Raw genomic sequence first — 26,271 nt, 5'->3', positions numbered from 1 at the left:
GGTCGTTGCGTTGGCGTTACCTGACCAGCGTATGGGCGCGTGCTGGGCGACGCCCACAAGGTGCCCACCGGTCGCCCACGGAACGCCGTTCCGACGCCGGGTGGCCCGGATCACGCTGGGGTCATCAGCACGGCAGGCGGTCATCGGGGAGGTGGGGGAGTGCGTCAGGTCTGGTCTTCGGAGTCGCCGTGGAACACCCGGCGCCGCTCGTCCAACAGCTTCAACACGTCGACGGGGTTGCATTCGCGTTGCGGCTTCTGGGGTGCGCCGGGAATCTTCCGATGCCCGATCACCCCGGCCGTCACCAGCGTGTGGACCTTCGTCCGACCCATCCCGAGCAGCGTGGCAACCGATCCGGTCTTCAACCACTCGCCGGCACGCACCCGGCGTTCAAGGTCGGCGACCTCGTCTTGCGGGCGCTCGGCGCGCTGCTCGTCCCCCATCACCACTGCTCTCAGCCGCTGGAATTTGCGGTGAGCGTACCCACTGTTCCAGGTGTTCGCGATCACCGCCGCTGCCATTGATGCCCTTCCGCTTCGATCGTGCTAGTGTTCAATCTGTTCGCACTGGTCGAACTGTTCGCAAGTCTGACACAGGGAAGCCCGTAACGCGAACAGCCAACAGTCCAACCTGGGGAGCCCGACGTGACCGAACGAGCCAAGCTGACCGCAGAGATCGCCGACGCCCGGCGGTCCCTGACAGTCGTCAGCTGGATCGTGTGGACCGTCGCCGTCGTCATCATGATCTACGGCATCCCGATCGTGTACGAACTGCTCGTCGACCACCAAGTCCCCAAAGGCTTGGCTTGGCTTCTCAGCCCCGCCGTAGACGGAGCCCTCGCCGTCGGCATCATCGCCACCAACGTCCTCGCCCGCCTCAACCAGCCCTACGGCTGGGTTGGCGCCATCCGCTGGGTTGCCGGCATCACCACCTGGGGCCTCAACACCGCCGGCCCGTGGACCAACCCTGGCGGCGTCGACTGGTTGGGTGTCGCCACCCACACAGCCGGGCCGCTCATGCTGTTCGTCCTCGTCGAAGGTGCCGCCCAATTCCAACACCGCACCGGCAAAGCCATCGCCCGCATGGAAGAGAAACTGTCCGCGCTCGACGCCCAAGCCGCGAAGGACGCCTCAGAGCGCACCGACATGGCCGACCGCCTCCGCCGCCTCGAAGCGGACCTTCGGGCGGCGGAGGCGCGGGAGCAGCAGTACACCGAAGACGCCGCCTCCGCGAACCGCCGCGCAGAGTCGGAGGTCGCCTCCGTGAAGGCCACCGCCGCATCCGACGTGGAACGCATTCGCGCCGAAGCGGACGCGGAGGTGGGCATCCTCCGGCAGCGGTTGGAGGCAGCGGAGGCCAAGGTGGTCACCCTCCGGGCGGCTGCGGAGGTCACCGCCACCGAGCACACCGCAGCGCTTGCGAAGGTGCGATCGGATGCGGCGGAGCGGTTGGCCCGGGTGAGGGCGGAGGCGCGTCTCCCGCACCTCGACGACCGGCGCTCCGGTGGCACCCGCCGAAACGCCTCCGGAGGTAAGGCGAAGACCACCACCGGGTCGGGTTCCCGTGTCGTCCTCAGCGACGAAGAAGCAGTTCAGAAGTGCGTTGCCGAACACCCGGAGCCCAACTTTCCGTGGACGCAAGGCGAGATCGTTCGCATCGTCGGCTGCGGTTGGGGGCGCGCCCCGAGGCTTTTGGAGGCCATCGCGGAGTGCCACTCCGGCGGCACCTCCACCACCACCGCGGAGGGCACCTCCGCCACATCCGGGGGCGTCACCGCTGACGCCTCCGACGACACCACGGAGGGGCCGGTTGCTGGACCTGTCGCACATGCCGGATGACACCGGCGCCGAAGCCGCCGCGTACCTCCGCGAGGTGTGGCAGTGCTTCCCGAAACACCTACCCGACCTGATCACCGAACCGGAGGAGGAACCCGATGACCACTAGCGCCCTGCCCGCCCGCACCACCACGGTTGCGGCAACCGGCACCCCCGAGATCAGCATCGTTGTCGACGAGGCACCCGCACCAGCCGGGGAAACGCTGGACCACGCCAACATCCACGCCCACAAGGACTGGCGGCACGTCGCCTCCGAGGTCGTCGGCTTGGCCGCCGCGTTCACCGCCGCCGCCGCGGTCGGTGGGATGGCCACGAACACGCTGCTGGCCGTATCCCACACGCTCGCCGTCATCGCGGGCGCCCTGGTCGGGGTGCTCGTGTGGCTGCTCGCCGAGAAGTACCGGGAGGGCCGCCGGTGGGTGTACGCCGAGTCCGACGAACCGTACGACGGCAACCCCGCATCGACCCCCTGACCAGCGCAAATACGAGGAATTCGAGACGCCATGCCATCGAAAATCTATGAGATCAACGTCTTCAAGGATCAGCGGCCGGTGCGGGACATGCCGGCGTTCCTGGCGCCTGTCGACCTCGAAGACGGCGAAGCCACCGAACGCACCCTGAACCAACATCTGCTCGGCGCGGCACGACGGGCCAACGCTCACCGCGCCGACATGCACCGTTTCCACCTGGAATTTCGGGACATCGATGCTGCCGGCAAGGGGCGCGGCCCGGTGCTGTTCCGCTGGGTGATGCCCGCATCGGAGGACTCGTGATGGCCGGGCGTTCAAGGAAACCCGAGGTCAACCGCCACCAGTGGCATGAGCGGCGGGTCGCCGAGGCCCGCACCCCCAAGGAGAAGTTGTGGGCGCTGTGCCACTGGCTGGTGGCGGAGGCGTTCCACGCCGGACCTGACCAACTCCAGGCCGCGACCGTGATGGTTCGCGACCGGATCACTGAACTGACTGAGGCCAGGAAGGAGGCGACCCGATGACGACGACTGTCACCGAGCGTGAAATTCGATCCCCCCACAATGGGCGGGTTCCCCTGTTGGACAGCCCGCCCGCGCCCGCACGTGCGGGCGCGAGGATACCGATCACGCTGAGTTTCAGCAAGGCGTGGACTGTTGCGCGTTCTACGTGCGCGTCGTGGTGGGCGTGGACCGCCCGGCCTGCGTCTCTGCGGGACCTGTGGGCCGCCTCGGCGGTCGACCCGAAGCGGATCCCCGGCAACGTGGCCGCCCTGCGCATCGCGTGGCAGGTGTCGAACTGGACCGACCGTCTGGTCATGTTCGCCGCCCTCGCCGTCGCCCCGACCTTCCTTACCGGGCCGCTGCGGTGGCTCGCCGCACGCCCCACCCGACGGTGGGCGTTCTACCTCATCCTCGCGGCGTTCGCCGCCACCTTCGCCCTCGGAAAGGGGTGACTGCCATGTTCAACGTTGGTATCGGCTTCGGCCTCGTCATCATCGCCATCACCGCACAGTTCCTCATCTCCAAGCGGCTGAAGCACGCGAAGGTGTCGAAGGTCTTCTCGTGGATCGCCTGGGGCGGGGCGCTGTTGGGCGGTATCGCCATGTCCAGCGACTTCGGTAACGCCGTCGGCATTTCAGCCGGTGGTGCTGCCGTCGCCTCGGTCGTGGCTCTGCTGTTCATCGCTGTGGACGTCGCGGATCGGCGCCCCGACTGGCCGGCGTTCGTTCTCATCTGCCTCGCGCCGACGCTGATGCGGGTCACGGGCGGGAACCTGGGCAACCTTTACGACGTGCTGCTGACCCCGTTCGATGGCATCGTTGCGGGCCTGCGCGGCTTCATGGGGATGTGACCTGTGGATCCGATCTCCATTGGCCTCACCATCCTGGCGATCTACGGCATGTTGAAAAGGTCGCCGGAGTGGGCGGGGGGGATGGCCGAGGAGTGGCGGGCTGCCCGCCAAGGTGAGACATCCCCAGCAGCGGCAGCCCGCCGGCAGCGGCTCATCGCTGCCGGCATTGACCCGGCGGCGGGTGGGCCGATGCGCCAGTACGTGGGTAACCGGTGGCGGGAGCATTGGCTTGACGCCGACGCGAAGGCAACCCAGCGGCGTGCCGGCCGGCTCGACAAGGAAGCCGCCGGGGAGGTGCTGTCCCGGCGGGAGCGGATGCAGTCGCGCCTGGACGATGAGACCACCCGGCTGGCGGAGCGGTGGCGGACCCGTGAACCCTCCGACGTTGTCCCACCGGTAACTGTTGATGGCGGGAAGCCCGTCCCGCCCGGGGCACCGGGGGACACCATCCCGCAACCCGACGGCGGCCCCAACCCGGACCGTGATGGAGGCGGGGCGACAGCAGGGCAGCAGCCCGACGACGCACCGCCGGCCAGCACGGTTCACGGCGACGACACAGACGTCCCCCGCAGCGGCGGCCAAGAACACGACGACACCTTCACCAGTTGGGTGCGCGATGCACCCCCAACTGGCACCACCGCCCCCACTGAACGGGAACCCATCCGGGTGGACGCCACCGTCGGCGCCCCCGCCAGCAGTAACACCCAACCCGCCGCGCTCGCGGCGATCACCGCAGGAGGAACCATGTCCGTTGTTGCACAGCAGGCCGTCACGGGTGTTGTTTCCGGCGCCGCCGAGGCCCGCGCCATACAGGCCGCTCTCATGCACGCCACGGAGGAGTACGTGGCGCATCTCAACCGGCTACGAGCCCGCATCTACTCCCTCGGTGAGCAGACCCTGGGCACCGTCCAGATGTCGGGCAAGTCGCATGTCGTCGCCAACACGGCCGCTGCGGCTGAGGCCGCCGCTGCGGCGACCGCGAACGCCCGCGCTTGCACCTCGGAGGTGGAGCCGCTTCTCGGCACCGTCGCCCGCGCTTTCGACCGCATCAACAGCTGACCCGTACGGACGAGGAGGACGCCATGGCAGTGACGACGCACCGGCCGGTAGCGCTGCCCACCAGCGCGCCCACCCCGACGACGAGGCCGACCCCCACGCCGGTACCTGTGGGGGCGGCGGCAATGCAACCGTGGTTCATTGACGCCGCAGACGACAGGCGTAAGCGCATGCCGTACCTGGTGCCCGTCGACCACGACAACCACCGCACCGCTCACGTCCGCCACCAGTGCCCGAAGATGCGCAACCTCAACGGCGGCGGACGTGAGCGGTGCGAGGAGTACGCCTGGCTGCTTCCCACGGACCCGCCGCAGTTCTGCCAGCGGCACGGGGAGCGGTTGGACCCGCCGCAGGACGCGCCGAAGGTCAGCCAGTTGATCGGCGAGGCGAAGCGGTTGCATGCCCGCACCGCCGCAGCGTGGGGGTTGCCGGCCACCGCGGCAGCCGCCGACGTGGTTGCGGCGCTCGCTGACTTGTCGGCCGCCCACGTGGGTCTCACTGTCCCCGCCGCTACTGGCGCCGTGTATGTGGTGACGAAGCGGACCCTCACCAAGCGGGCGGTGGCCCGAAATCGCATCGAGAAAGGGCAGCGGGTCGGCCGTCGCATCCGGGACATCAACCGTCGGGCGCAGCAGGCGGCGATCACCGCTGGGGAAACCGGGCTGTGGGCGACCGCGGTCGCCGCCACCGACATCAACACCTGGGCGGGTCGCATCGTTGCCGCAGCCGGCATGATCCGGTGGGCGTTCAGCATGAAGCCGTGGTGGGATGCCGCCGATGCCCGCCGGAAGATCGAACCCGCCCCGGTTGCCGTGGATGTGGCTGTTGCCGACAAGCCTGTGGAGGCACCCGACCCCCTGCGGCTGCGTGCCGTCAGCACCTGGGCGATGCTCATTGGCCTCACCGGGGGCCCCCTCGCGGGAACCGAGCTGGTCGACTACAAGCAGTTACCCGCGTGTGAGGTTGGTGCGGCCACCCGCACACGGCTGCCGAACTGGACGGCGAAGGTCGTCGCGAAGGTTCCCGGGTCCATCAACATGCGGGAGTCCCGCCCCAACCTGCTGGGCCGCATCGCCGCTGCCTACGGGTGTACTTACGCCGACGTGTCGTTCACCGCCGACGAGTCGGACCTGTCCATCGGTTGGTTGCGGGTGCAGCCAGACAACCTGCTGGCCGAGACGAAAATCTGGCCGGGCCCAAAGGTTGCCAACGACTGGCGTAACGGGCGATCTCGCATTGGCCGCTTCGACGACAGCCGAGACATCCGGTACCAGTGGTGGACGAAGCAGGGCGCCGTCCATGACCTGATCTCCGGGTGCACCGGCTCCGGCAAGTCCGAGTTGGTGGCGCAACTGCTGCTGGCGTCTCTGCACTCGGATGGGCGTGTCCTTGACTGGGTGGGTGACCCGCAGGGAGGTCAGTCGTACGGGCAGTTGAAGGAGGCCGTCGACTGGTTTGCCCGCGACACCTCCGAGATCAAGCTGATGTTGTTGGCCGCGCTCAAGGAGATGCTGCGCCGCAACGACGAACTGTCCGAGAACAACATCAAGACGTGGTACCCCACCCGAGACATGCCGCTGCTGGTCATCACCCTTGATGAGGTGCAGTCGTTCATCGACGACCCGATCATTCTGGAGTTGGTGGAGAAGCTGGTCGGCATGGGACGCAAGTGCGGCATCAAGATGCGGCTGATCACGCAGATCCCGGCGGCGTACAACCTGGGTGGTTCTACGTACATCAAGGAGCAGTTGAAGGCCGGTCAGACGTTGATCTTCCGGGCGATGACTGATGTTGCCGGCCGGTCCGCCGTTGACAGTGATTGCCCTGTTGACCCGACGGAGCTGCCGTCGGTGTGGGGTGCGAACACCTGTGCCGCAGGGGAGACGACCGCCGGTCTGATGTTCGTGCAGGGTGTCAACGGCCGTGACGTGTACGGGCGCGCAGATTTCACTGGTGACGACATGGGTGTGTGGCTGGTCGACGGCGAGGGCCAGTCGACGTTGACGCCGGGGGTGTTTGGCCGGGAGGCGCAGCAGGAGTCTGGCGTGTTGTGGGGTGACCGGAAGGAACGTGCCCGCCGGTTGCTCGCGGCGGGCCGCTCGGATGCTGATCTGCTGTCGGGCGGTAAGGCCATCGAGCTGTTGGAGGCTGCGGCGGTTACGCAAGCCACCCCGGCCGCGCAGCGCCCTCCGGAGCAGCCGTCGCCGGCCGCGCAGAAGGTGGCCCGGGTGTCCCGTGATGTGGTGCTTGAGGCCGCCCGAACTGCCGCGAATGAGCGCGGTGTGGTCACCAGGGATCAGCTGATTGCCAGGCTTGCCGCGATGGCCGAGCCGATGAAGGACGGCACCCGCGATAAGGCGCTCACCGACCTGATGGCGGACGGGAAGCTTCGGCGAATCAAGAACGCGCTGTATGAGGTGCCAGGCTACGGAAGTGCCGCTGCTACTTTGTTCGAGCCTGCGGGGGGATCCAAGTGACCGCGCAGCCGTTCACGCCTGGCGCAGACCGCCGTGATTGCGCCCTGTACCGCTTCTGGGTGCGCCACCCCCTCACCGGGCAAATCGTCCTCGGGTATGTGGGGGAGACGGTGCGGATGCCGTTCGTGCGGCTGATGGAGCACATCTACGACCAGCCGTGGGCGGACACCATCGTCCGGTGGGAGGTCGACTCCACCACGTACGCAGGGAAGGCTGCCGTGTTGGCGGCGGAGAAGGCGGCAATCGAGGCTGAGCGCCCGCTGTACAACATCGAGCACAACATGGGGAACCCGCTGCGGGTGAAGCCGTGGGAGGCGGTGGCGCAGCGGCAGGCACGCGAGCCGGGCTGGCAGCCTCCGGCCAAGGGCACCCGGGCTCCCCGCCAGCGGCGCACCACCCGGGCCGCAAGCGCGCCTACGGCTGCATCAGCGTGGTCGTGGGAGTGGACACCCGGGCGGATCCGGGTCGCGGCGTGGGCTGCTGGATGGTTGGTGATCGCCTGCGTGGTGGGTTGGCAGACTGCCTCCGGCCCGGTGGCCACCGCCGGTGACGGGGTCGCCTACGGGGCTGGTGTCGCTACGACAGCGGTTGGTTTGCTGCTGCCGGGGAAGCGGCGGCGCCGTCGCAGGTCCCGCCGGTGAGCGTGTGGCGGTGGAGGTCGTTCGACGCTGCCGGTGTGCTGCGGGCGGAGAACACGTTGACGGATCCGTGGGCGGACACCCCCGACAAAGCCGCCAACCTGATTCTGGCGCGGATGATGGTGCGGGCCGCCCCCGACTACGGCCGGTTGCGGGGTTGGCGGGTGTTGGCGTGCGACGACACGGCTGAGGGTTGGGCGTGCGCGGACGAATGGTTGAGCGTGGTCGAGGATGCCCGCCGGTAGCGTGGGCGGATGCGACCGCACCCGCTGACACCTGGGCTGACGTGCGTGTACACCCGGCACCTTGGGCCGTTCAAGCGGTGCTTGCGGGGGCTGCTCGACCTGTCGGAGGCGGCGCAAAGGTCAGCGGCGTTGGACGCGCGTATGCGGCCACGATCGTTGGCCACAGGTAGCGTGGAAACTGGCGGGCCGTCGGGGTAGAGGCCGACGGCCCCGCCCCCGACCTCTACCGGGAGCAACCCATGACAAGCAAAACACCCGCCAACCAAACCATTGGCGACAAACTGAAGCGTCACCGCAAAGCCGGCCGACTCACCCAAGACCAATTGGCTGAACGCGCGAACCTCAGCGTCGAGATCATTCGGAAACTTGAGCAAAACGTGCGCCGCTCCGCGAACCTCGCCACCCTCCACGCGCTCGCCCGCGCCCTCAACGTGTCCACCACCGCGCTGATCGGCGACGCCACCGAAGCCGCAGCCCGCGCCGAACCGGACCACCGGCCACTGTCACTGGCCGCCATACGCCGTGTCGTCGCCCCCGTGCGCGGGCTCGACGGCGCACTGCTGACCGCACCTGCCGGCGACCCACCCACCCTCGACGTGCTCACCGGGCGGCTACGGGCCGTTGACCGCACCTACCAGCGCAACGGCTACGCGGAGGCACTGTCGCTTCTGCCGCCGCTGCTCGCCGATGTTTGCGCCGCCACCGACATCGCCACCGACCAGGACCGGCAGGCCGCCTACGCTTTGCTGGCACGCACCCAACACCTGACCGGGAACCTGCTCATCCAATTGCGCGCGGCCGACCTGGCGCAGACCGCGCTGACGGGGGCGCTCGACGCCGCCCGGCAGTCCGGCGACCGGGTTGTGGCCGCCACGGTCATCCAGGGCATGTGCTGGCTGCTGATGCGCCAAGGTCGCCTCGTCGAAGCCGCCGAGTTGGCCACCACCACCGCCGATGCGGTGGAACCCCGATTCTCCCGGGCCACCCCCGGGGAGCTTGCCGCCTGGGGGTGGCTGCTGGTGGGTGGTGCTGCCGCGTTCGCCCGCGACAACCAACCGGACCGCGCCGCAGACTTGGTTGATTCGGCACAGGCCGCCGCCGTCCGGATCGGCGAGCGCGCTCCCGGCGGCGAGCACCTGATGATGGTCGGCGGGTTCGATGCGGCTCGTGTGCAGATGGCCCGGGTGGAGAACGCCGCGGTGGCCGGCGACCCGGGCAAGGTGTTGGACTTGGCGCGGCTGGTGCCGCCGGGGCCGACGCCTGTGGGGTCGAGCTGGCAGCGTCACCGCCTGGACGTGGCGTGGGCGTATGCGCAGCGCCGGGAGCACGGTGAGGCGACTGGTGTGTTGGTGGAGTTGCGGCATCTTGCGCCGGCGTGGTTGCGGCAGCAGCGCTACGCCCGAGACATTGTGAATGTCATTTCGGACGGTCGGCGTCGGGCGATGACGGAGGATTTGGCGGATCTGGCGGCGGTGGTCGGCTACACGCCTTGAGGTCGCACATGGTGTACCACTCCGGTCGCTGACGGTGGTTTGCGGTACGTGGGGTACCTGCCTTTCTTCCGCCGGGCAGGTCATTCTCAACATGTCAGTACATGTTGCTGACGGGAATGGCGCAGTGGCTCGTGGCCGGGACGGCGAGGGCCGGTGTTGCCGACCTCACGGCGTGGCGGCTGGTTGGCTCCCCAGCCCTTCCGGCCGCCACCCACCCCAACGCGCGACAGGGGCTCACAGTGGACGCGTGGCGGTTACACAACGGCAGGGCGGTGCGCGGCGGCACCCCGACCCCGAGGGGTACGGAAGCTAACACCCGCCTGGACGCCGACCACCTGTTCGCGTGCGGGTCGTCCGGTTGCCGGGTCGCCCGCAACCGGGGTCACCGCTACCCGAGGCGGTCGCGGTGATCGTTGAAATGGATGTGCCGCGCGGAACCCGCCTGCACCTGCTTTCCCATGAGATTGACCCCAACCCGACCCGCCGTGATGAGGTGGTGTGGGCGGTGGCGGTGCACCGGGATGCCACCGCCGGGATGGTGCGACTTCACGGTCACACGTGCGGGGCTGAGGGTGAGTGCGCCAAGGGGTGGTGTTTTGAGGCGCGGGTGTTGGTGTCGGCGATCCGTGCGAACCAGAACGGCTCCCGGTGAACGCCGTCCACTGATCTTTACTGCACCCGACGGAACCGGCCCGGACTCTTCCCCGTTGAGTCCGGGCCGGTTCTGTGTGTGCGGGTCATTCGGATGGCTTGCTGCCGCTGCGCTTGGAGGGCTGGGCTTCGCCGAGGATGACGCGCACCTGCTGGATGGTTTTGTAACCCGACCGTTCGCGGATGTCGTTCTGGGTGGTGCCGGCGGCGCGTTCGGCGATCATCGCGGCGTGGAGTGGTGCTTTGAGTTCGGCGAGTTCGCGCAGGAGTTGTTTGTGGCGTCGGCCGAGGTCGTCGAGGTCGCTCATGGGTTGATGCTAGCGGTAGCACTAGTGCGATAAATCCTCCGTTCGGATGAGTGCTAGTGCTTGTGCTGATACTAGCGCTAGCAGTAGGCTGATGGCACAAAGGACAACGAGGCAGGGGAGCGGACATGACCCACACGGTGCGCATCGAAATCGAGACCGCCAACGGCACCAAGCAGCGGACCGTCCGCAACGCCACCCCCGAGCGGGTCGCGCACCTTCGGCGCTGGGCACGGACCAACACCCCGGCCGGCGCGACCGCCACCGTCACCGTCAACTGACCCGCCCCGCCCGAAGGAGGCACCGATGAACGAGCTGCTGGAACTGATCCGCGAGTACGGCCGGACGATGGACACGGCGGCCAGGGAAGACCTCACCGGAAACCGGCATGCGGCGGAAACGGAGAGAAGGGCGTACCGCCTGATCGACGAGATCGAACGACGACTCCGCGACCGCTGACCCCAAACCCGAACAGGGCGCGCCCTCCGGCCACACGGCCAGGGGGCGCGCTCGTTTGGGTGGACTACGGGTCGCCTACCCGACGATCGCGCTGTCTCGTTGCCGCTGGTCGATACGGTGCCCGGCATGATCCGTACCCGCCTGAGCGTCACCGCCCTAACGCTCGCTGTGGCTCTGACCGGCTGCGGTGGCGACGGCGACCCCGAGCCGGCCGCAGCCGCGACGAGCGCCGCCCCGTCGCCCACCTCAGCGTCGCCGTCGCCGAGCGCCAGCCCGACACCCTCACCCACCCCCGCGCCCCCGAAGCCGCCGGTCGACGGCGGCAAGTACGCCAACCCCATGCGGCTCATCGAGGCGCTCAGCCCCGGCGGTATCGACTGCGTGGACTACTCGGCCGTTGCGAGCCCGACGGGCGCAGTCGCCCGGGGCAGCTGCTACGTCGACGGCGAGGAGTACACCATCGGCATCTACAAGACGGAGGCGCAGGCCCGACAGCAGCCGAGGTCCATGGCCATCCTGCTGGAGGACGTCGCCGACGTGAACCTCGTGTTGGGGCGGAACTGGACGGTGGGCTGCCCAGACGAGGCGGCGTGCCGGAAGGTGGCCCGGACGCTGGGCGGCGAGGTGTTCCACCAGCCCATGTGACCCCAGGCAGCAAGCAGCGCCCCCCGACCAGCTGTGAGGCCAGGTGGGGGCGCTTCGTTTCCGCAGGTCACGGGTACATGGTCGGGGTGGATCGTGAGCATTGGCGGGCGCTCGCGGCACGGCATGGACGCTGCGACGTGGAACCCCGCCGATGCCGTGACTGCGGGTACGCCCTCTTCCCCTGCTGGTACCGGCTGCGCGCCGACGCCGAACTCGCCCCTAAACGCGAAAGAGCGGCCACCCCCACACCTCCGGCCCGCGCAACGGCAGGCAGGGAGATGTGAGGGTGGCCGGTGAGGTGCCGCCGCTGGGGAGTAGGAACGGCACCAGATCGTGAGGCGGAACGTCAGGCGGTGGGCTCCGACAGAGGCCGGTCCTTCACGCCGCTGTTCTGCGCGGCCGAGGCCACACCCGTCGGCCGGTAGAAGCCCAGGTGCACGGCCACAGCGATACCGAAGCTGATCGCCGTGGTGTACACCACCGGGATCCACTCGAACACCGCCGCCGTGTTCTCCGCCTGCAACCAAGCGGAGAGGACCGAGTTCACCGCCGACAGGGCAAGCAGCAGCACCGCCTTCGTGCCGGCGGACGTGGACTGACGGGTGACCAGGCCGACGAGGATCGGCAGCAGGACAGTGATGGCCAGGGACAGCAGGCCGCCGAGGTTCGGGGCGAAGCCGTACACGGGCAGCTCGGGAACGTCGTTCATGAGTCCTCCTTGGGGATGTCGAGGGCGGCCCGGACTGCGCAGTCCTTGGCTTCCAAGAGCTTGCGAAGTCCGGCCGTCAGCTCTGGCCCGTCAGGCAAAACGCCGATCAGGTGCTGGGCCAGGTGATGGAATGGCTGGCTGATCGCCCGCAGGTGCGGCGGCAGATGGTCGAACGCGAAGTAGCGGGCGATGCTGACGGTGGCCTGGTGCCGGCCGTTGAGGTGCTGCATGGATCGCTCCCCATGACAAAGGGCCGCCTAAGCTGGGCGGCGTGATGGACGGTGGCGAGAAGGTCGAACCGTGGCTGCTGCCCGGCCTGCAACGGGTGCGCCGCTGGCAGTCAGGTCACACCGCCGGCTCCGACAGCCGACACATCACCCTCGGGCGCACCACCGACGAGCGTTGGGTGGTGGAGCACACCGACATTCGGGTCGGCTCACACACCTACCGCAGCCGCGAGCGCGCCGAACGTGAAATCGCCCGCCTTATGTGGGACGGGGCGTGGGTTGAGGTGCCCGCCGTCATCGGCGCCAACGGGCGGGCCGAAGGATGGGTGCGCCGCGGCGGGACCTGGATGCGCGACGGTCAGCAGGACTGAGACGGTGGGGGCGGCACCGGGTTCTGCTTCCGGGCCTCATCGTTGCGAACCCGGGTCGCGTCGTTCGCCACCCGGGCAGCCGCCGACTCCGCCCGCACATCAGCAACCTCAGCGCGCACCCGCAACAACTCCGCGAACGCCGCCTGCGTCTTTCCCCGGTCATCGGCTGCCATCGACAACAACACCTTGTCCAAGGCGTCATCCGCCCGCGCCGCAGCAGCCCGGTCCCGGTCGTTGACCCGACGGTCCGCCTCATCAACCGCACGATCTTCCGACGCCGCCTGCGCCCTCGCCGCCGTCGACCGCGCTGACGCGTCCGCGTACTGGGCGAGACACGACGACACCCGGGCGTACCCGAAAACCAGGGCGCCGATGAGCAGCGCGTACACGACCATGCCGGCGGTGATGACACGCACCGACCCGGGTGTGCCCAGCCACGTCCACACCCGGCGTGGGGCGAGAGCTTCAGGCACTGTCATCGTGGACCCCCATTGCGTCGTGTGCGGTCATAAGCACGGCGGGCCGCCCATCCGAACAGCAGGTATCCGCCGCCGCAGGCAACGGTGAGGAGGACGTACTGGATCGGGGTCACGGCGCGGACTCCGAGGGTTGCGGTGGTGTCGGCGGTGCAGGTTCCACGGGTGGTCCTGTACCCGTTGCGGTGCGCATCCATGGCGTGTACAGGGCCGAATATGGGGCGAGGGGGATGCCCCAGAACCAGAACGGGGGCAGCGACTCCAGCACTTTCGCCCCGGACAGGAACAGTTGGGTGACGGCCGCCCCGGCGTAGATCACCCAGATGGCCAGTACCAGGATCATTATCAGGTCGCGCACCTGCTCGGGCCGACTGCGGGCGGTCGTCACGCGGGCCCCCGTGTGTGTTGTTGGGTTAGGCGACGAGCCGGCGGGCCAGCTCGTCCGCCACCTGCTTGGCCACGGTCGGCGGGATCGCGTCCGCGATGGCGGTCGCGTCGAGCCCGGCCAACACGCCCTGGACGATCGCCGGTTCGTCGGTGAAGTCCCGGGCGGCGAGGGCGGTCAACGCCGTCTGCAACGCGGCAATCTGCTCCCCGAGGGACTTGAGCGTCGGGTGCGCGGGGGTGTACTTCGCCGCGGTGGCGTCCTCACCCATGGCCATCCGGGTGTAGATCTGCCCGATCGGGTTGCGGCCGTCCAGGACGGTGAGGTTCTTGTGGACGGTGGCCAACCAGTTGTGCTCTTCGGGGGTCATGTCGTCGTCCTCCACTGTCAGCCCCAGCACAATGGCCAGGATCCGCTCCATCAACTTCCGGTTCCGGCAGTGCCGCCGGTCGATCGTCAGGTGCCAGTGCCACAGGTGGGAGCTGTCCGAGCTTGCGGGGCGGTCGCGTGGGTTGTCCCAGCCGTCCACGATCTTGTCGCCGTTGACGTTGCCGTAGAACTCGACCACCTCGTCGAGCCGTCCGCCCTTCATCGCGGCGAGGAGCCGCTTGCACTGGGCGATCATCTGGGTGTCGGAGCCGGGCGTGAAGTCGATGCCGGCGACGTGGCGCGCCTGCTCGGCGGTCAGCCCGGACTGCACGGTGTAGGTGCGGCTGGTCGAGTAGCGGGACTTCAGCAACCACTCCTGAGAGCGGTGCGCGCCGCGTAGGTGCGCGTTGTCGCCCTTGGATCCGAACGCGACGCGGGGCCGGTTGGTGCGCCGGCACAGTTCGTCTCCGAGCCAGTCGATCTCGTCGGTGACGATCTCCCGCGTCCAGTAGGACTCGGCCTGCAACTGAGGATATGTGGGCATCGGTGTCCTCTCAGGTCAGGGAAGGATGACGACGGAGAGACTCGTGTGTTGGGCGTTGAGCTTGATCTGCCCTGTGCCCGACGACGCCGCGCCGCGCAGTTTGAACGTGTGGTTTCCTGACCCCGACAGCACGACGGTCATTGACCCGGACGTGGTGCCACGCGTGTTGGCCTGCACCGCAAGGTTGCCTGGCCCCCACACCGACTGCGGGAACGCCTGATCAACGCCGTCGATCATCACGTTGACCACGGCCAGCAGGGACGCGGTGCCAGCGCCCGTGAGGACACAGTCCGCTGTCCACGTCAGCAACGCCACCGCACTCGCGCGGGGCACATTTTTTGTGATCGAACATCCTGGCAGGTCGGTGGTGGTGGTCGTCAGGGTGAACAGGCTGGACAGGGTGGCGGTGCCCTGGAGGGGTTGCTTCGCCAGCAGCGTCGACTCCACAGCCTCCGCCAACTGCTGACCCAGGATCGGCCCGTTCGGGGCGTCGTTGGTCGTCTGATACGGCAGACCGAAGGTGGGGGTGGTTCCCGGCACGTGCGCCTCCTGTCACGGGTGGCAAAGGGTGGCTACTGTCGGTGCCTGAATCAGCCCAGGGGGTGACAGTGAGGCGGGTTGTTGGGTCAGGGGTGCTCGCCGCGGTGCTCGTCGTCGCGGCGGTACTGGTGTGGGTGCGGGTACTCGCCGACCCCGACCCAGTTCCCGTCCCGGTGCCGCTGTCGGTGGGGTCCCCCACAAGGCAGCCGGTGCGGTACGTGCCGCCGGCAACGGAGGTGGCCGACGGGGTGGGCGTGGACCTGGCCGAGTTCGCCGCCTACGTGCAGCGGGTGGTGGACGACCCGAGGGGGTGGCGCACCGACCTCGGGCAGTTCACGGTGCGACTGGTGCATCCCGGGTATCGGGGCACCAACGGCATTGGGCAGGACATTGGTAGGGCGTTCGTCGATGAGGGGTACGCGGTGGTGACCGCTGACGCGTGGGTGCGGGTGGGGCCGCGTTTCGCCGCCGTCGGTGGCAGCTTGGATGACCAGCGCACGTGGGTGGTGTTGCACGAGTTGGGGCACATGCTCGGCCGCATCGACCACGAGGGGTGCCCCGCACCCGGCCAACCTGCGCCGGTGATGCGTCGGGCAACGTACGCGTTGGACGGCTGCGACCTCAACGTGTGGGTGCACCCCTCATAGCGGCCACACCACCAACACCCGGTCGGCGAAGTAGGCGATCTTCCCCGACATCTGCGTCCGGTACTTCAACGTGAACGTCGTCAACCCCGGGTTGAGGCCGGACAGGTAGAACGTGGCCCCCATCTGGTCGGTGAGGCCGATACTCGCCGCCGGCCCGCCCACCGACAACCAGTTGTTCAGCGACCGTTGCGGGGACGTGCCGAGGGTGTTGGCGCCGGAGGCGACGAACGACACGGCCGCCCCCGTTTCCTGGGTGCCGGACTCCGAGAACGCCAGTTGGGCTGACACCACCACCAGTGCTTTCCCGGATGGGCGGATGGTCACTGACACTGACGGGCCGACCGTGGCCAGGTCGGTGTAGGTGGTTGAGGTGGTGGTTTGTTGTGTGACGACGGTGGCGGCGTCGATGCCGCTGGACACCTGCGACAGCAACGATTCGGCGGCGGGGGTGCCCGGCATGGTGACCCGGCCGAGGATCATCCACGAGGACGCTGCCGGGCCGGTGGTCAGGATGCCCACCACATCACCGGGTGCCAGTTGGAGGGCGTCGTTGTTGGTGTTGAGGATGGGCAGGTTTTCGACGAGCATCCCGGCGACTTCAACGACGTTTTCGGCGTTGACCGTGTTCCAGGCTTGGAGGATGCCTTGCCGGTAGCCGAGCCCCAGGGCCGGTTGGGCGGCCAGAACAGGTGTGAGGTCGTCGGTGCCGTAGGACGCCATCAGCCCTCCCCGGTGAGAACGGTGGCCTGTTCGCGGGTGGACGCTGTCAACGGTTGGTTCACGTCGAGGGGGATGGTCATGCGGTCGATGACGTGCGTTTCGGCGCGGCCCGGGTACACAACCCGGATGGGGTCGCCTGGTTCCAACGCCGGGTTGGGGACGGCTGTGAGGTCCACCGAGTAGGGCAGGCCGACCATGCGGGCGAGGGTGGTCGCCGCAGCCGCGCGCGCCCGCGCCACAGATGTGAGCAGCGGGCTGTTGTAGAAGTAGGGGACTTTCCCGAACGGCCCACCCCAGCGGGTGGGCGAGTTGGGGTTGGTGTCCACGGCGACGGCCCGCGCCGGGTATGCGGTGTCCGCGCCTTCCCCGGTCGCCACGACCGCGTTGTACGCGCCGGAGCGGGTGAGCCGCCGGCCCAACTCGACGAGCACCCCGTTTTCGCCGTGGTTGACGTCCCACACGGGGGTGCTGGTGGGGGTGGGGGTGCGGACCACGAGGATGCCCCGGTGGTCCCACCACCACGTTTTGCCGGCGCTGGTCACCAGGTCGTTGCACACGGCGTAGCGGTCTTCCTCGGCGATGGTTTGCCGGCCGATTGGGGCGTCCCGGTCGGCGGTGTCGTCCCATTCGATGGTCGCCCAGGGGTAAATCTCGGTGACGAGGGCGGACAGTAGGGCACCTCGGGTGGTGGCGGCGGGGAACGCTTTGGGTGCGGTGAGCCGGCCGTCAACGATGCCGGCCATGCGGTCGCGGGCGGACACCCTGATGGGCCCGTCGGGTGCGTCGTCTTGCTCGGACGTGTCAATGCGGTGGTATCCGAGGGACACCCATTCGGTGGTGCCGTCACCGAACGCGATGCCCCGGCGGACGAACACTTCGTTGCCGTACGGGGCGAGGAGGGATCCCGCCCCGGTGGGCCACAGGTTGGTGTCGATGGTGGTCAACTCCAGGGTTGACCGAATGTCGGCGGTGCCGTCTAACTGCACGTCACCGTCGTGGATGGGGATGGTGGTGCCGGTGGGGTTGACACCGGTCTGCCCGGGGGTGACAACGCGGGCTTCGAACACAGCCCGGTGTGAGCCCCGAACGGATCGGAGGAACGCGTCGGTGACCGGGCGCATGAGCACACCCCCGGTCGAGCTGGAAGCCGCCGACTGTCAGGAAACGATGACCTCAGTGCCGTCGCCGATGAGGTCTTGCAGGTCAGCCCACGACGTGTGGGCGGCCAGCACTTCACCCCATGTGCCGTACGCGTTGAGCACCGTCTGCCACGTTGACGTTGACCCGATGACGTCGGGGCCGGGGGCGGCGACCTCCGTCATCGGCAGGGTGAACACCCGCCACTCCAGTTCCGCCGTGGGTGGGGTCGCCTCCCTGGTGTCACCCACCGACACGTACCCGCCCGGTGTGGCGGAGATCCGCCCACTGTTCGCGGGCACGTGCACCAGCAGGATGTCACCGGCGGCCAGCAGCAAATCCAGGTCCGAGCGTTCCTGCTCGTCGTAGGTGTTCACATCGAGGGTCCACTGCCGGGATCCGCGCACGTCGGTGACGGCCACCGGCAGGGTGCGGCCTTTCACGTCGAACACCCCGGCCCGGGAGCGGCGGCCCACATCCGAGTAGTCGCGCACCACCACCGCCCGGTTCAGGAACGGCCTGCTGATCGACTTGAGCCACACCGTGTCCAGGTCGGGGACGATCGAGCCGGTGAACGCCGCCGCCTGGGGGGACATGATCACGAAGCTGTCCACGGTGATGGTGACCGCGCCGTTGGTGTTGCCGGACTCCAGGCGGGTCAACACCCCAACCTGGGTGCCGGCGGTGATGTCCGGGTCAGTCATGGTGGCCTGCCAGTCGGGCACAAAGTTGCCCTGGAAGGCGAGCGCCCGCACCGTGGAACCCTGCCAGTCTACCCGGATCTGCCACCGGAACGCCGTGTTGTTCGTACCCACCGGCACCAGGCTAACGGGGAAAGTCAGTGCCCCGCCGACCCGTTTGCCGAGGGACAGTTTCACCGACCCGTCGGTGCCGAACGTCAAATGGGCGACGTAGTAATCACCGAGGCCGGTGGCCCGCACCGGCACCCACACGGTGATCGGTGCGACGGTGGGGGTGACCGGCACGTTCACGTCAACACGCAGGGTGCCGGAGGTGACGCCCACATTCACCAGCGAGGTGAGGAGGGTGCCGGCCGAGGTGTGCAGGTGCTGGGCGACGCCGCCGGGAACAGCGTAGTTGGCGCCGGTGCCGCCGGAGGTGACCCACGAGCCGCCCCACCCGCCGGCCACGGTGCGGCTGAACGTGTCCCACCACGTGGGGCCCATCACCCGGTAGTGGTTGGTGATGTTCGGGGAGAACTCGTAGTCGTCGACCTGCACCGTGCCGGTGACCGGTGTGAGTGCCGTGCCGCCGCGCACGGTTGCCCAGCGGATCAGGTCGGTGGACCGTTGCACCGTCCACGGCTCGGAGTCGAGCAGGCCCGTCGCGGTCAACCGCACCCGCGACAACACCGGGTCGTAGTACAGGGGCCCGGTGGGGATGACGGGTGGGGTTCCGCCGCCTGCGGGGATCGGCACAGGTTCACCTCCGTCCGACTAGCGGGGCAGGATGGCGGTGGCGATTTGGTCGGCGATCCACCCGTGGCCTTTGTCGCTGTAGTGGACTTCATCGGCGTACAAACCCAACGCGGTCGCCTCCGAGGTGCCCTGGTCGGGCATCCTGGCCCGCAGGTTCAGGGTGGCCACGTCTGGGTCGGCGGCGGCCAGGGCGTCGATTTGCGCCAGGTAGTCCACCCAGGTTTGTTCGACGGCGGTCCCCCGTTTCGGCATCTGCACCAGCAGCACACTGCCCGCGAATCCGGCGGTGCGGGCGGCGGAGATCAGCGTTTCGAGGCTGGTGCGGAACGCTGCCGGGCTGGTGCCGGAGGTGGAGTCGTTCGCCCCCCACGGCATGATCAGTAGCCCTTTGCCTTCGATCGCGGTGAACGCCGTCTGCCATGCGGTGCTGCCCGTGAACGTGGCCAGCGTGGCACCGTGCCGTGCCGCATCAACCACCCGCACACCCGACGCCTCATCGGCGTTGTAGGTCATCAAACCCTCGGGGTAGACGGGGCCGGGGCTGGTCACCGTGGACGCCGCGCGGGCCACCACCACCGTGTGCGCCCCAACCGTGAGGGTGCCGGAGTCCCAGATCAGTTGGCCGCTGACCACCGACGCGTTAGCCCCATCAACGACCGTCTCCGCGCCACCGTTCAGCTTGATCGAATACTTGCCAACCGACGCGCCCTTGGTGCCGTACAACTTGGCACGGGTGCCGGTGAACGTGAACGTCACCGACTCGCCGGCAATGACGGCGGCGGCACGCAACCCCAACCCGTACGAACCGGTCGTCACCCCACCTGTTGCCGTGCGCGGGTAGTCACCCGGCAACGGGCTCAGCCGCGGCGACGCCGAAATGTACGCCGTCGTCGCCCCCGCCACCCCCGCCGGCTGGAACCGCGCCCGCAACTCCAACTGCAACACCTGCTGCCACCGGCGGCGCAGCGCCGTCACCCCCGACCCTTCCGAGTTGCTGTCACCGATCACCACCACCGACGCGATGGACTCGTGACGGGCGGCCAACGCCCCATACCAGCGCCGCAACGACCGGTTGTGCCCGGCACCGTCCACCGCGGCGGACAGCAGGTCCAAACGGCGGTTGTTGTCCGCGTCGACCGGGAACAGGGGTCCGTCGCCGACGCGCACCCACAGCCGGTCAACCCCGTCGGGGAACCAGAACAGTTGAAGCTGCCCGTTCCCGTCGGTGGTGACCTGTGAGGCGAGGATGACCGCACCCGGTGTTTCCGACCCGTCGTAGGTGCGAATGTCCGCGAGGGTCAACCCGCCGCTGTCGGCGTACACGACCGCGTTCGCGTTGCCCGCTGGCGCACCGGACGGCAGGTAGGCGTACCGGGTGCCGGCGTCGGGGCCGAGAAGCCGTGCCACTATCGCCTCCCCGCCCCGGCGCCAACGTTGCGTTTCAACTGCCGGTTGGTGTCCTTCACGACCCGCGTGATGCGGCCTTCCAACTGTTGGCCGTCGATCTCGACGTACACGTGGGTGTCGCCTTCGCTGACCTGCGGGGTGGTGCTGGGGGTGGTGGTGATGCTGCCCGGCTGCCCGGACAACCATCCCTTCGGGACGACAGACATGCCGTGCCATTCCATGGCGCGGCGGCCGATGCTGATGGCACGTTCCCGGTTTCCGACCTTGGGTATGAACGCCTCACCTTGGGTTTCCGGTTCGGCGATCATGTACCGGCCGGGGGAGCGTGGCCCGAACGTTGCCGCCTCGCGCAGCACACCCGTGGCGGCTTTCATGTAGCCGCCTTCGTGGACCCCACCCCAGCGGTCTTTGAGGAGGGTGCCGCCGGGGACTTTCAGGTCACCCTTGCTGGTCCACCGGACAGTGCCCTCAATGTAGATCTTCTTGTCCTTGAGTTCGTTGATCTTCGCTTTGAGGACTTCGACGGCAGCCTTCGCCGACTGGGTGTCAGCCCAAAACGGCACCGTCTTACTGGGTGGCACCGTCTTCACGGTGAAGTTGAAATCCTCCACCTGACGTTTCGCCGCCACAGCACCCGGCGCGGACACCGCCGTTTCCTTCACCGGCGGCATCTTCGCGAACGTTTCCAGCAGCAGCTCAATCTCCGCGTCGGTGAGGTTCGTCTGCTGCAACACGCCCCGCAGCGCACCGATGTGCCCGTTGTACGCGGCCGTGGCCTCATCCACCGACTGGGTTTCGTCGTACCGCTTCTGCGCCGCCTCGGCAGCCGCCTTCGCAGCCCTAGCGACAGCGATCCGGTTCTCAACGGCAGCCCGACTGTTGCCGTCAACGGTGTCCTTGTTCTTCTTGAACGCGTCCCGCACAGAGTCGATGGCGTCGATGGCGGACAGGGCGGCCTCGTCGGCGTCCAACTGCACCCCGTTGAGGGTTTGCCACGCCCGCGAGTACGACCCCATGGTGGTCATGGCGTCCTGCATGCTGCCGTTGAGCAACTGCTGCTTGGCGTTGGCGCTGCCGGCCGCCATGTCGGCGTCCTTCATGGCCTGCTCGTACGCGGGCAGCAGTTTGATCAGCTCGTCGGCGTTCATGCCCGACTCGGACAGCACCCGGTTCCACGCCTCAATACCGGCGGTCTTGCCGGACGTTTCGACCAGCCGGGCCAGGGACTCATCCAGGGCTTTGATGTTCTCCGCGCTGCCGGTCCACGACCCGCCCCAGAACACCTCGTTCAGCTCACGGGCCCCCGGGATGATGCCCTCAATGGCCCGCCCAAGTTTGGGGAACCACGAGTCGGAGGCGGCCTGCGCGTCCTGCCCAAGGTCACCCAGGCCGTCACCGAAGACGCGGGTGGCCTCACCGGTGACCTTGCCGCTGACCGCGTACTCCTGCAACGCCTTCGTCAGGCGCTCCACATCGGGGGCAGCAGCCCGGAACTGGTCGAACACCACCCCGGCGGCCTGCAACGCGATGAACGCCCCAGCAGCCCGACCAGCCCACTTCGTGGTGGCCTCCAGGCCACGCCCGGCCCGCTCACCCACCGGACCCAGGTTGTCCAGTTTCCCGCTGAACCGGCCAACAGCATCCTGCGCCCGACCGAACACGGACGTGACCCGGCTGCCCAAAAGGGCGAGGGCGGCGCCGGCCAGAACAACGGCCTGCACCCCGTCGGGGAGGAGGCTGAACAGTTCGGCGAGTTCACCGACCGTCTCCGCGCCCACCTTCAGCACGTCGAAGAAGATTTCCACGGCGGCCCGGGTGCCCGGGTCGGCCAGGGTCTCCCCAAGGGTTTCACCGAGCACCATCAGCACCTCAACGGTGCCCCGGATGGCGGCGTTGCCGGTGGCGATGATCCCCTCAAGGGAGCGCATGTCGCGGGCTTCATCGTTGAACGCGGCCACAGCATCAGCCATGTCCCGCAGCAACGTCGACCCTTGCCGCATCCCGCCGATCTTCCCCACCAGCACGAACACTTCACGCGTCAGGTCAAGCAGCGCGTCGGCCTGCTCGGCGGCATCCTCGAAAAACCGCTCCAGATTGCCGTTGCGGGCGGACCGGTCGATCCACGAGTTGAAGTCGTCGATGTACTGCAACAGGCTGTCCCCGAACGCGTCCACGAACGGGGCGCTGCCGGTGAACAGGTGCGCGAGGGCCAAACCGGTGGACGGAATCCGGGCGTTCACCTTGTCGAAGAACCGGTCCGACGACGCCAACGCCGCATCCAAGCCGGACAGGAACCGCTTATCCCGGCCCAGGCGGAACACCTGCGTGAACGTGTCATTCCACGTGTCACCGAAACGCATCACCTGACGGCGGGCGAACGGCAACGCCACCTCAGCGGTTTCCCGCAGCTCGGTGTTCAGGCCGGCGAACACCCGATCTTGGGCGAGCTGCTGCAACCCCACCAGTTCGGGCTTCAACCGGGCGATCTCATCCACGAACAGCTTCGCGTTCTTCGACAGTTTGTCGTAGGCGGTGGCAACAGCAGCCCCACCCGACGCCCCACCGGCAGCCGCCGACTCCTGCGCCGCAGCCAAAGCGTCGGTAGCGTCGATGACCGCCTCAGCGGCGTCCTGCTGCCGGCGCAACGCCGACTGCACCTGCTCGGAGCCCTCAACGCCCGCCTTCGCCGCCTCGGACTGGTCTTGGCGCAGATCCTTCGCCCGGATCGACACCTCAGTCATCGACTGGACGGCGTCGTCGTACGCCAACTCCGCCCGCCGCATGTCCGCCTCGGGCACCAGCCCGGGTGACTCGGCGTTGATCTCCCGCAGGTGGTTGAGTTCCTTCTGGGCCTCTTCCAACGACAGGGCGGCTTCACGCTCGTCCAACGCCACCCGACCCAACGCAACGCGCATGTCCCGCAGTTCGCGGGTGGCGTCCCGGCGGGCCCGGTTCACATCCAGTTGGGCCAACCGTGATTCGCGTTGCGCGCGGGCCAAGCCTCGTTCGGCGGAAGCGATAGCGCGCGCGTTCGCCGCCCCATTACCCCCACCGCCGCCGCCCCCACCACCGCCGGCCGGTGGGTTGAACACCTCACCGATCGCCGACCCCACACCCATGCCGCCGAGGGCGAGGGTGGCCAGGGATGCGGCAGCACCAGCGGCCAACCCGGGGATCGCCGCCAAGCTGCCGCCGATCGCGGACAGCACCGGGGGGACACCCTGCAACGAGGCGACCGCGGCGGCAGCCCCGCCGGACAGGATGAGGAATGCCCGACCGCCGGCCGTCACCGAATTGAAGTTGCCCAGCGACCCGGAAATGCCCCGGCCGGCGGACGCACCCAGGCGGCGGCCCTCAGCGGCGAACCTGCCGTCAGCGGACCGCATCCGACCCAACGCGTCGCGGGTCAGTCCGTCGCCGAACGCCCGCCCTGCGTCCTGCCCGGCCGACGCGAACCGGCCGGCGCCACGCACCAACCCGTCACCCAGTCGGCGGCCGGCGTTCTCCCCGGCCACACCGAGGGCGGTCACCTCAGCTTGTGCCGCCTTGGATTCGTCGCGGAGCCGCCGCACGTCGGTTGCCCCGTCGCGCATGTCGCGGCGGAACTTGGCCAGTTCGGCGCGGAACTCGACGGCGATGCGGCGCACGGGCCACCCCCCGCCCCGCTAGATGGCGTTCTTCGGCTTCGGGGAACCGCGGCGTACCCGCACCACCCGGGGGATCAGCGCTCGCCGATCCTCCGGGTCTTGCTTGTGCAACCGCATGGCCGTGGTCACCGCGCACTCGGCGGGGGTGATGGGCCAGTAAATCCACTGCGCGCGCGGGTTGTTCCGGTCGGCGTCCTTGGACTGGCAGACGTCGGAGGGGCCGCCGCAGTGGGGGCACACGTCGGCGTCGTACTCACCCAACGCGAGCATCCACCCGCGTTGCTGCTCATCCCACGCCGACTCCACCCACTCCGTGGAGCGGATGAGCCGGCCGGTGGCGTCGTATTCGTGCTCGGTGACCCGCTCCGGGGTCCAGCCCTCAAACTCGCGCAGTGACAGCCCAAGCCGTCTCGCGGCTTCTAACCGCGCCCGGAGGGCTGGGTCATCCGTGAGACGGCGAACGAGTTTGGGACGTCAACCTTGCGCACGTTCAACGCCAACGCCGTGTTTTGCAACTGGGCGAACTGCCATTCGGTGATTCGCTCGTCGAGCAGATCCGCCCACGTCTCGTCGTCAAGGTCGTCGGGGGCGTACGTGGACGCCCGGATCAGGGCGACCATGAAGCTGTCGACGTTGTACCCCAACTGCTGGTCTTCGTCGTTGTCCTTGCGCGGCGGGTGGGCTTTCATCAGCTCGCCCCACACCTTGCGGGACAGGGCACGCATCCGGAACACAAGGGTGTCGGCACGCATCTGATCCTGCACTGCGGTGATCATGTCGCCGATGTCCTGCACAGCGGTGTTGCCGGCAAGGCGCTTGTCCTTCGCCGCCGCAACCTCGGCGTCCGCCAACTGGCGGTGCAGGTCCTCCCACTCGGCTTGCAGGTCCCCGCGCAGGCAAATGTCGACGGTGCGTTCGGGGAGCTTCGCCGCCTGCAACCGGTCCTTGGTGCTCGGCGGGGGTGGTGCCGCCTTCTGGGTGGTTCTGGTAGTCATGGTCAGCCCTTTTCCTGTGCAGCCCTTGGACATGGTTGAAGGCGGTGTGGGCAAGGGCTGCAAGCCCACACCGCCAGCTCAGAGGGGGTAATATCGCCGATGGCTACGCCTGATCGGGATCGACGAACCGCAGTGAGGCCGCTGCACGGCCCGGGAACTTGGCTCCCCGGGCCACCCGCATGTCAGGCGACGACCACGGCGTCCTGCACGACCGGCCCGCTGATGAACGGCTTCTGCGACACGGTCAGCACAGCGTTCGCCGCGCCCGGGTTCTTCGTCCGCCAACCCATCTTCGCCGGGTACACGTCCACGATGTCTCCGGCCGCGATGGCCTGGTCGTAGGGGACACCGATGCGGGCCACGAAGAACCCCGTGGTCAGCCGGGTGAGCGCCAGGTACAGCTCGTTGTCGGCCGGGGAGTCCGGGTTGTGCACGTAGCTGATCGCGAGGGTGTGCTGTAGGCGTCCGGGCTGCTCGTAGTCGGACGTGGAGCACAGCCGCTGGTCGGCCACAACCTGCTCGTCGGTGGACGGGGTCCACCCCTCAGCGGTGAGGTAGCACGACGCGTCGATGACCGACCCGGAGGTCAGTTCGCCGACCGTGGGGCTCGACGGGATGGCGAGGGCGGGCACCCACCAGACGGCCTGGTTACCATCGGCAGGTACGGCTGCGGGCTGGCTCATTGCTGCTCCTTGCTGGTGTCAGCCGACGGTCCCGCCGGGTCACTGGTGGTCTTGCTGCGACGGGCCTGACGGCCGTCCTCGCCGGCCTGCTCGTTGCTCTCCGGCACCTGACTGGTGTCGACGGAACCGCCGTCGGAGGTCGCGTCGGGGTTGCTGGTGCGGGTCCGCCCGTCCTTGCCGACGAACGGCTTCGGCGGTCGGGGATGCACCCGAGGCCCCTCGATGTCCGGCCATCGCTCCGGGTCGTTCACCGGCTCCACACCACGGCGGTGCTCCAACGCGCGGGCTTCAATATCGAAGGTGTGCCCCGTGTTCGTGTCACGGACTCTGATCCACTTCGGCACGACGCCC

At 68.4% G+C, this 26,271-nt stretch carries 34 protein-coding genes; 17 read left to right on the top strand and 17 right to left on the bottom strand.

Going from position 1 to position 26,271, the window contains the following annotated elements:
- Positions 1 to 164 precede the first annotated feature (164 nt).
- Positions 165 to 521 carry a hypothetical protein gene (locus ACZ6NZ_RS25895; RefSeq protein ID WP_465860666.1) on the bottom strand — a complete coding sequence of 119 codons (357 nt, stop codon included), beginning with the start codon at positions 519 to 521 and terminating at the stop codon, positions 165 to 167.
- A 195-nt stretch (positions 522 to 716) separates the two neighbouring features.
- Between ACZ6NZ_RS25895 and ACZ6NZ_RS25890 the strand changes: the two genes are divergently transcribed.
- From ACZ6NZ_RS25890 to ACZ6NZ_RS25835, 12 genes are all read left to right on the top strand, one after another.
- Positions 717 to 1,838 carry a zinc ribbon domain-containing protein gene (locus tag ACZ6NZ_RS25890; RefSeq protein ID WP_465860665.1) on the top strand — a complete coding sequence of 374 codons (1,122 nt, stop codon included), beginning with the start codon at positions 717 to 719 and terminating at the stop codon, positions 1,836 to 1,838.
- 95 nt (positions 1,839 to 1,933) lie between these two features.
- The gene (locus ACZ6NZ_RS25885; protein WP_465860664.1) at positions 1,934 to 2,308 is read left to right on the top strand and encodes a hypothetical protein; all 375 of its coding nucleotides are present in this window, start codon (positions 1,934 to 1,936) and stop codon (positions 2,306 to 2,308) included.
- A 30-nt stretch (positions 2,309 to 2,338) separates the two neighbouring features.
- Positions 2,339 to 2,608: a hypothetical protein gene (locus ACZ6NZ_RS25880; protein ID WP_465860663.1), complete on the top strand. Its 270-nt coding sequence runs from the start codon at positions 2,339 to 2,341 to the stop codon at positions 2,606 to 2,608.
- Entirely contained in the window at positions 2,608 to 2,826 is a 219-nt protein-coding gene (locus tag ACZ6NZ_RS25875) for a hypothetical protein (RefSeq protein ID WP_465860662.1), read from the top strand. Before ACZ6NZ_RS25880 ends, ACZ6NZ_RS25875 begins: the two co-directional genes overlap by 1 nt.
- A gap of 239 nt (positions 2,827 to 3,065) precedes the next feature.
- The gene (locus ACZ6NZ_RS25870) at positions 3,066 to 3,257 is read left to right on the top strand and encodes a hypothetical protein (protein ID WP_465860661.1); all 192 of its coding nucleotides are present in this window, start codon (positions 3,066 to 3,068) and stop codon (positions 3,255 to 3,257) included.
- 5 nt (positions 3,258 to 3,262) lie between these two features.
- A complete protein-coding gene (locus ACZ6NZ_RS25865) occupies positions 3,263 to 3,655 on the top strand; it encodes a hypothetical protein (protein WP_465860903.1) in 393 nt (130 codons plus the stop codon).
- Between the two features lie 3 nt (positions 3,656 to 3,658).
- Positions 3,659 to 4,714, top strand: a complete 1,056-nt coding sequence (locus ACZ6NZ_RS25860) for a hypothetical protein (protein ID WP_465860660.1) — start codon at positions 3,659 to 3,661, stop codon at positions 4,712 to 4,714.
- A 23-nt stretch (positions 4,715 to 4,737) separates the two neighbouring features.
- Positions 4,738 to 7,188, top strand: coding sequence for a P-loop NTPase family protein (locus ACZ6NZ_RS25855; protein ID WP_465860659.1), 2,451 nt, complete (start codon positions 4,738 to 4,740; stop codon positions 7,186 to 7,188).
- 116 nt (positions 7,189 to 7,304) lie between these two features.
- Positions 7,305 to 7,829 (top strand): hypothetical protein, encoded by a 525-nt coding sequence (locus ACZ6NZ_RS25850; protein WP_465860658.1) that lies wholly within the window; start codon positions 7,305 to 7,307, stop codon positions 7,827 to 7,829.
- Positions 7,826 to 8,071: a hypothetical protein gene (locus tag ACZ6NZ_RS25845; protein ID WP_465860657.1), complete on the top strand. Its 246-nt coding sequence runs from the start codon at positions 7,826 to 7,828 to the stop codon at positions 8,069 to 8,071. The genes ACZ6NZ_RS25850 and ACZ6NZ_RS25845 overlap by 4 nt, the downstream gene beginning before the upstream one ends.
- 239 nt (positions 8,072 to 8,310) lie before the next feature.
- Positions 8,311 to 9,564: a helix-turn-helix domain-containing protein gene (locus ACZ6NZ_RS25840; RefSeq protein WP_465860656.1), complete on the top strand. Its 1,254-nt coding sequence runs from the start codon at positions 8,311 to 8,313 to the stop codon at positions 9,562 to 9,564.
- A 406-nt stretch (positions 9,565 to 9,970) separates the two neighbouring features.
- Positions 9,971 to 10,216 (top strand): hypothetical protein, encoded by a 246-nt coding sequence (locus ACZ6NZ_RS25835; RefSeq protein WP_465860655.1) that lies wholly within the window; start codon positions 9,971 to 9,973, stop codon positions 10,214 to 10,216.
- A gap of 85 nt (positions 10,217 to 10,301) precedes the next feature.
- On the opposite strand, the gene ACZ6NZ_RS25830 is transcribed toward ACZ6NZ_RS25835, so the two are convergent.
- Positions 10,302 to 10,523: a hypothetical protein gene (locus ACZ6NZ_RS25830; RefSeq protein ID WP_465860654.1), complete on the bottom strand. Its 222-nt coding sequence runs from the start codon at positions 10,521 to 10,523 to the stop codon at positions 10,302 to 10,304.
- A 125-nt stretch (positions 10,524 to 10,648) separates the two neighbouring features.
- Between ACZ6NZ_RS25830 and ACZ6NZ_RS25825 the strand changes: the two genes are divergently transcribed.
- The 3 genes from ACZ6NZ_RS25825 to ACZ6NZ_RS25815 all read left to right on the top strand — a co-directional run bounded on the left by ACZ6NZ_RS25825 (position 10,649) and on the right by ACZ6NZ_RS25815 (position 11,624).
- Positions 10,649 to 10,801 (top strand): hypothetical protein, encoded by a 153-nt coding sequence (locus tag ACZ6NZ_RS25825; protein ID WP_465860653.1) that lies wholly within the window; start codon positions 10,649 to 10,651, stop codon positions 10,799 to 10,801.
- 25 nt (positions 10,802 to 10,826) lie between these two features.
- On the top strand, positions 10,827 to 10,979 hold the full coding sequence (locus ACZ6NZ_RS25820; RefSeq protein WP_465860652.1) for a hypothetical protein: 153 nt from the start codon (positions 10,827 to 10,829) through the stop codon (positions 10,977 to 10,979).
- A 126-nt stretch (positions 10,980 to 11,105) separates the two neighbouring features.
- Positions 11,106 to 11,624, top strand: coding sequence for a hypothetical protein (locus ACZ6NZ_RS25815; protein WP_465860651.1), 519 nt, complete (start codon positions 11,106 to 11,108; stop codon positions 11,622 to 11,624).
- 346 nt (positions 11,625 to 11,970) lie between these two features.
- Here the strand turns inward: ACZ6NZ_RS25815 and ACZ6NZ_RS25810 are convergent, their stop codons facing one another.
- Both ACZ6NZ_RS25810 and ACZ6NZ_RS25805 read right to left on the bottom strand, forming a co-directional pair.
- Entirely contained in the window at positions 11,971 to 12,333 is a 363-nt protein-coding gene (locus ACZ6NZ_RS25810; protein WP_465860650.1) for a hypothetical protein, read from the bottom strand.
- Positions 12,330 to 12,563: a hypothetical protein gene (locus tag ACZ6NZ_RS25805; protein WP_465860649.1), complete on the bottom strand. Its 234-nt coding sequence runs from the start codon at positions 12,561 to 12,563 to the stop codon at positions 12,330 to 12,332. Before ACZ6NZ_RS25805 ends, ACZ6NZ_RS25810 begins: the two co-directional genes overlap by 4 nt.
- 41 nt (positions 12,564 to 12,604) lie before the next feature.
- Here ACZ6NZ_RS25805 and ACZ6NZ_RS25800 point away from each other — a divergent pair, with 41 nt between their 5' ends.
- The gene (locus ACZ6NZ_RS25800; RefSeq protein WP_465860648.1) at positions 12,605 to 12,931 is read left to right on the top strand and encodes a hypothetical protein; all 327 of its coding nucleotides are present in this window, start codon (positions 12,605 to 12,607) and stop codon (positions 12,929 to 12,931) included.
- Here the strand turns inward: ACZ6NZ_RS25800 and ACZ6NZ_RS25795 are convergent.
- The 4 genes from ACZ6NZ_RS25795 to ACZ6NZ_RS25780 form a co-directional block, all read right to left on the bottom strand.
- Positions 12,919 to 13,410, bottom strand: a complete 492-nt coding sequence (locus tag ACZ6NZ_RS25795; protein WP_465860647.1) for a hypothetical protein — start codon at positions 13,408 to 13,410, stop codon at positions 12,919 to 12,921. The two genes, ACZ6NZ_RS25800 and ACZ6NZ_RS25795, sit on opposite strands and share 13 nt — an antisense overlap.
- A gap of 109 nt (positions 13,411 to 13,519) precedes the next feature.
- Entirely contained in the window at positions 13,520 to 13,795 is a 276-nt protein-coding gene (locus tag ACZ6NZ_RS25790; RefSeq protein ID WP_465860646.1) for a hypothetical protein, read from the bottom strand.
- Between the two features lie 25 nt (positions 13,796 to 13,820).
- Positions 13,821 to 14,705, bottom strand: a complete 885-nt coding sequence (locus ACZ6NZ_RS25785; RefSeq protein ID WP_465860645.1) for a hypothetical protein — start codon at positions 14,703 to 14,705, stop codon at positions 13,821 to 13,823.
- A 15-nt stretch (positions 14,706 to 14,720) separates the two neighbouring features.
- Positions 14,721 to 15,245, bottom strand: coding sequence for a hypothetical protein (locus ACZ6NZ_RS25780; protein WP_465860644.1), 525 nt, complete (start codon positions 15,243 to 15,245; stop codon positions 14,721 to 14,723).
- A 68-nt stretch (positions 15,246 to 15,313) separates the two neighbouring features.
- On the opposite strand from ACZ6NZ_RS25780, the gene ACZ6NZ_RS25775 reads away from it, so the two are divergent.
- A complete protein-coding gene (locus ACZ6NZ_RS25775; RefSeq protein WP_465860643.1) occupies positions 15,314 to 15,892 on the top strand; it encodes a DUF3152 domain-containing protein in 579 nt (192 codons plus the stop codon).
- Here ACZ6NZ_RS25775 and ACZ6NZ_RS25770 read toward each other — a convergent pair.
- The 9 genes from ACZ6NZ_RS25770 to ACZ6NZ_RS25730 all read right to left on the bottom strand — a co-directional run bounded on the left by ACZ6NZ_RS25770 (position 15,887) and on the right by ACZ6NZ_RS25730 (position 26,264).
- Positions 15,887 to 16,612, bottom strand: a complete 726-nt coding sequence (locus ACZ6NZ_RS25770) for a hypothetical protein (RefSeq protein WP_465860642.1) — start codon at positions 16,610 to 16,612, stop codon at positions 15,887 to 15,889. The two genes, ACZ6NZ_RS25775 and ACZ6NZ_RS25770, sit on opposite strands and share 6 nt — an antisense overlap.
- Complete coding sequence (locus ACZ6NZ_RS25765; RefSeq protein WP_465860641.1) at positions 16,612 to 17,733, bottom strand: DUF5047 domain-containing protein; 1,122 nt, start codon at positions 17,731 to 17,733, stop codon at positions 16,612 to 16,614. The genes ACZ6NZ_RS25770 and ACZ6NZ_RS25765 overlap by 1 nt, the downstream gene beginning before the upstream one ends.
- Before the next feature lie 36 nt (positions 17,734 to 17,769).
- Positions 17,770 to 19,188, bottom strand: coding sequence for a hypothetical protein (locus ACZ6NZ_RS25760; protein WP_465860640.1), 1,419 nt, complete (start codon positions 19,186 to 19,188; stop codon positions 17,770 to 17,772).
- 18 nt (positions 19,189 to 19,206) lie between these two features.
- A complete protein-coding gene (locus ACZ6NZ_RS25755) occupies positions 19,207 to 20,595 on the bottom strand; it encodes an SGNH/GDSL hydrolase family protein (RefSeq protein ID WP_465860639.1) in 1,389 nt (462 codons plus the stop codon).
- Positions 20,595 to 24,242 carry an HlyD family secretion protein gene (locus ACZ6NZ_RS25750; RefSeq protein ID WP_465860638.1) on the bottom strand — a complete coding sequence of 1,216 codons (3,648 nt, stop codon included), beginning with the start codon at positions 24,240 to 24,242 and terminating at the stop codon, positions 20,595 to 20,597. The genes ACZ6NZ_RS25755 and ACZ6NZ_RS25750 overlap by 1 nt, the downstream gene beginning before the upstream one ends.
- Positions 24,243 to 24,260: 18 nt before the next feature.
- A complete protein-coding gene (locus tag ACZ6NZ_RS25745) occupies positions 24,261 to 24,548 on the bottom strand; it encodes a hypothetical protein (RefSeq protein ID WP_465860637.1) in 288 nt (95 codons plus the stop codon).
- Between the two features lie 113 nt (positions 24,549 to 24,661).
- The gene (locus ACZ6NZ_RS25740) at positions 24,662 to 25,237 is read right to left on the bottom strand and encodes a hypothetical protein (protein WP_465860636.1); all 576 of its coding nucleotides are present in this window, start codon (positions 25,235 to 25,237) and stop codon (positions 24,662 to 24,664) included.
- Between the two features lie 182 nt (positions 25,238 to 25,419).
- A complete protein-coding gene (locus ACZ6NZ_RS25735; protein ID WP_465860635.1) occupies positions 25,420 to 25,920 on the bottom strand; it encodes a phage tail tube protein in 501 nt (166 codons plus the stop codon).
- A complete protein-coding gene (locus tag ACZ6NZ_RS25730) occupies positions 25,917 to 26,264 on the bottom strand; it encodes a hypothetical protein (protein ID WP_465860634.1) in 348 nt (115 codons plus the stop codon). The genes ACZ6NZ_RS25735 and ACZ6NZ_RS25730 overlap by 4 nt, the downstream gene beginning before the upstream one ends.
- Between the last annotated feature and the right edge of the window lie 7 nt (positions 26,265 to 26,271).

This window comes from Micromonospora sp. NPDC047756, from assembly GCF_055587245.1.
The sequence above is the reverse complement of the archived record's forward strand: the minus strand, read 5'-3'. Positions and strand labels throughout refer to the sequence as shown.